2 protein-coding genes are annotated in these 3,605 nt (G+C 66.2%); both read left to right on the top strand.

The window, feature by feature from the left end; translation table 11 throughout:
- Positions 1 to 204: 204 nt before the first annotated feature.
- Positions 205 to 2,637: a glucan 1,4-alpha-glucosidase gene (locus EN925_RS28005; protein ID WP_127388437.1), complete on the top strand. Its 2,433-nt coding sequence runs from the start codon at positions 205 to 207 to the stop codon at positions 2,635 to 2,637.
- Positions 2,638 to 2,671: 34 nt separating this feature from the next.
- Positions 2,672 to 3,605 (top strand): phosphogluconate dehydrogenase (NAD(+)-dependent, decarboxylating) (gene gnd, locus EN925_RS28000; protein WP_128337075.1); only part of this gene is annotated, 934 nt, incomplete at its 3' end.

The raw sequence follows: 3,605 nt of genomic DNA, 5'->3' as shown, positions 1-3,605 counted from the left end.
CGTCTATGGTGCTGATTTGCGCCGGTGACCCGCCGCACTGGCGGGTTTTTCATTTGCTGCTCCGTCAGCGCAGGCGAAAGCTCCGAAGAAACCCGTTAGCCCTAGTTCGTTGCCCTGCCGTCGGCCCGCCGATCAACTTGCGGTGCAATGATTGTAAAGGGTTCGCGTCATGGTCTAGGGAGGAGGCCAGGAGACTGAAACAGAATGCCAGTGACGCAAAACGTTGCTCCGGGCGCCCCGGGAATTCCGGCGCGCTGGACGTCAAGCGCCAAGAGCGGCGTCGGAACGTCGCTTTCGCCGGCCGGCCGGATCTGGTTCACGATCAGCCACGGCATCCTCAACGAAATCTACTATTCGCGCGTCGACAGTGCCTGCACCCGCGACCTCGGCCTGATCGTCACCGCCGCCGCCGGCTATTTCTCGGAAGAGAAGCGCGCTGCCACGCACAGCATCGAACCGTTCGAGGACGGCGTACCCGCCTACCGGCTGGTCAACACGGCGAACGACGGCGCCTGGCGGATCGAAAAGCGCATCCTCGCCGATCCGGCGCGCCCGGCGCTGCTGCAGGAAATCACCTTCACGGCGCTGAGGGGCGTCGCTGACGATTATCGCGTCTACGCGCTTCTGGCGCCGCATCTGGTCAATGCCGGCATGGGCAACACCGCCTGGGTCGGCGAACACGAGGGAAAGCCCGTGCTGTTCGCCTCGGGGCGCGGCTCCTGCCTGGCGCTGGCCTCGTCGCTGCCCTGGCGGACCGGTTCGGCCGGCTATGTCGGTTTTTCCGACGGTTGGCAGCAACTGCACAACACAGGTGAGCTCGATGCTGCGTACCAGCGGGCCGAGGACGGCAATGTCGCGCTGACCGGCGAGATCGGCTTTTCCGCGGCCAGGACCAAGGCTTTGCTGGCGCTGGGATTTGGCGCGACGCCCGAGGAGGCTGCGGAACATGCTTTCGCCAGCCTGAAGCAGGGTTTTGAACCCGCGGCGAACTCCTACCTCCAGAACTGGCGCAACTGGCAAAAGGGCCTGCTGCCGCTCGACCGGCACGCGGTGCCCGGGATCAACTTCTATCGCGTCTCGACGGCGGTACTGGCGACGCACCGGTCGATCGCCACACCGGGCGCCGCGGTCGCCAGCCTGTCGATCCCGTGGGGCTTCGACAAGGGCGACGACGACCTCGGCGGCTACCATCTGGTCTGGCCGCGCGATCTGGTCGAGACGGCCGGCGGCTTTCTTGCTGCCGGCGACGCCGCCTCGGCGTTGCAAATCCTCGACTATCTCGGCTCCATCCAGCAGCCGGATGGCCACTGGCCGCAGAACGCCTGGCTCGACGGATCGGCCTATTGGCCCGGCATCCAGATGGACGAATGCGCCTTTCCGCTGCTGCTGGCCGAAGCTTTGCACCGCGCCGGCCATTTGCCGCACGCCAAGCTCGCAGTCTTTCTGCCGATGATCGAGCGCGCCGCCGGCTTCGTCGTGCGCAACGGGCCGGTCACCGGCGAGGACCGCTGGGAAGAGGATGCCGGCTACAGCCCGTTCACGCTCGCCGTCGAAATCGCCGCACTGCTTGCCGCAGCCGACCTGCTCGACGCCTGTGGCAAGCCGGACGCGGCGACCTATCTGCGCGAGACATCAGACGTCTGGAACGACCAGGTCGAGCGCTGGACCTACGTCACCGGCACGGCGATCTGCGGTCAAGTCGGCGTCGAAGGCTACTATGTCCGCATAGCACCACCCGACAGCGCCGAGGCCGGTTCGCCGAAGGACGGCTATGTCCCGATCAAGAACCGGCCACCCGGCGACACCAACCGGCCGGCCGAGCAAATCGTCAGTCCGGATGCGCTTGCACTTGTCCGCTTCGGCCTGCGGGCGGCCGACGACCCGCGCATGACAGACACGGTCAAGGTCATCGACGCGCAATTGCGCTGCGATCTGCCGCAAGGGCCGCTCTGGTATCGCTACAACGGCGACGGCTATGGCGAGCATGAAGATGGCGCACCTTTCGACGGCACCGGCCAGGGTCGCCCCTGGCCGCTGCTGGCCGGCGAACGCGCCCACTATGAGCTGGCGGCCGGGCGTAGGGAAAAGGCAGCCAGCCTGCTGGCAGCGCTGGAAGGCTCGGCCGGACCGGGCGGCCTGTTGCCGGAGCAGGTCTGGGACGGCGCCGATATGCCGGAGCGCGAACTGCTGCACGGCCGCCCCTCGGGCAGCGCCATGCCGCTGGTCTGGGCGCATTCGGAGCATATCAAGCTGTTGCGCTCGCTGCGCGACGGCGCGGTCTTCGACATGCCGCCGCAAGGCGTCAAGCGGTATATCGAGGCCAAGACAGTGTCGCCGTTCCGGACATGGCGGTTCAACAACAAGATCCGCACGGTCCCGGCCGGCAAGACACTGCGCGTCGAACTGTTGGCTCCGGCTACAGTCCATTGGAGCACCGACAACTGGGCGACCGCCCACGACAGCCAGACGGTGGAGAACGATTTCGGCATCCATCTTGCCGATCTGGCCGTCTCTGGCCTTCCCAAGGGAAGCACGCTGACCTTCACTTTTTTCTGGCCCGGGGCCGGCGATTGGGAGAATGTCGACTTCTCCGTCATCTCAGGCGACCAGGACAGCCAGCAGACCTTCCCTCGATAACCCCGCAAATCTCCTAGAAAACAGGGACGAAACCATGCAGATCGGAATGATGGGACTGGGCCGGATGGGCGCCAACATGGTCCGGCGCCTGATGCGCGACGGCCACGAATGCGTCGTCTACGACATCAACCCGGCCAGCGTCGCGGCCCTGGTGACCGACGGCGCGTCAGGGGCGGCCTCGATGGAAGAATTCATCGGCAAGCTGGCCAAGCCGCGCTGTGTGTGGCTGATGCTGCCGGCGGCGATCACCGGCAGGATCATCGACCAGGTGGCGGCCCTGATGGAGCCCGGCGACATCGTCGTCGACGGCGGCAATTCCTATTATCACGACGCCGTCGACCAGGCCGCGAAACTGGCCGGCAAGGGCATCCATCTTGTCGATGTCGGCACCAGCGGCGGCGTCTGGGGCCTGGAGCGTGGCTACTGCCTGATGATCGGCGGTCCCGACGTGGCGGGGCAGCACCTCGATTCGATCTTCGCCACGCTGGCGCCGGGCGCCGATGCCGGCTCCAATCCGTCCAGGGATGCCGGGACCGCGCCCTTCGGCTATCTGCATTGCGGACCGAGCGGCGCCGGCCACTTCGTCAAGATGGTGCACAACGGCATCGAATATGGCGTCATGGCCGCCTATGCCGAAGGCATGAACATCCTGAAATCGGCCAATGCAGGCAAGCGGCAACGGACGGCGGACGCCGAGACCAGCCCGCTGGAAAACCCGCAATACTACCAGTTCGACATCGACCTCCCCCAGGTGGCCGAGGTCTGGCGGCATGGCAGCGTTATCGGCTCCTGGCTGCTCGACCTGACGGCCGGCGCCTTGAAGAGCGATCCGGGCCTGGTGAATTTCGGCGGCCGCGTTTCGGATTCCGGCGAAGGCCGCTGGACGCTGAAGGCGGCCATCGACACCGGCGTGCCGGCTCCGGTGCTGTCCTCGGCGCTGTTCGACCGCTTCTCCTCGCAGGGCGAAT

This window comes from Mesorhizobium sp. M7A.F.Ca.US.006.04.2.1, assembly GCF_004022915.1.
GTDB lineage: Bacteria > Pseudomonadota > Alphaproteobacteria > Rhizobiales > Rhizobiaceae > Mesorhizobium > Mesorhizobium ciceri.
This window is presented reverse-complemented; position numbering and strand designations above follow the sequence as displayed.

Excerpts from the sequence above, each read along its gene's own strand:
- EN925_RS28005 (WP_127388437.1), top strand. The coding sequence starts at position 205 with ATGCCAGTGACGCAAAACGTTGCTCCGGGCGCCCCGGGAATTCCGGCG.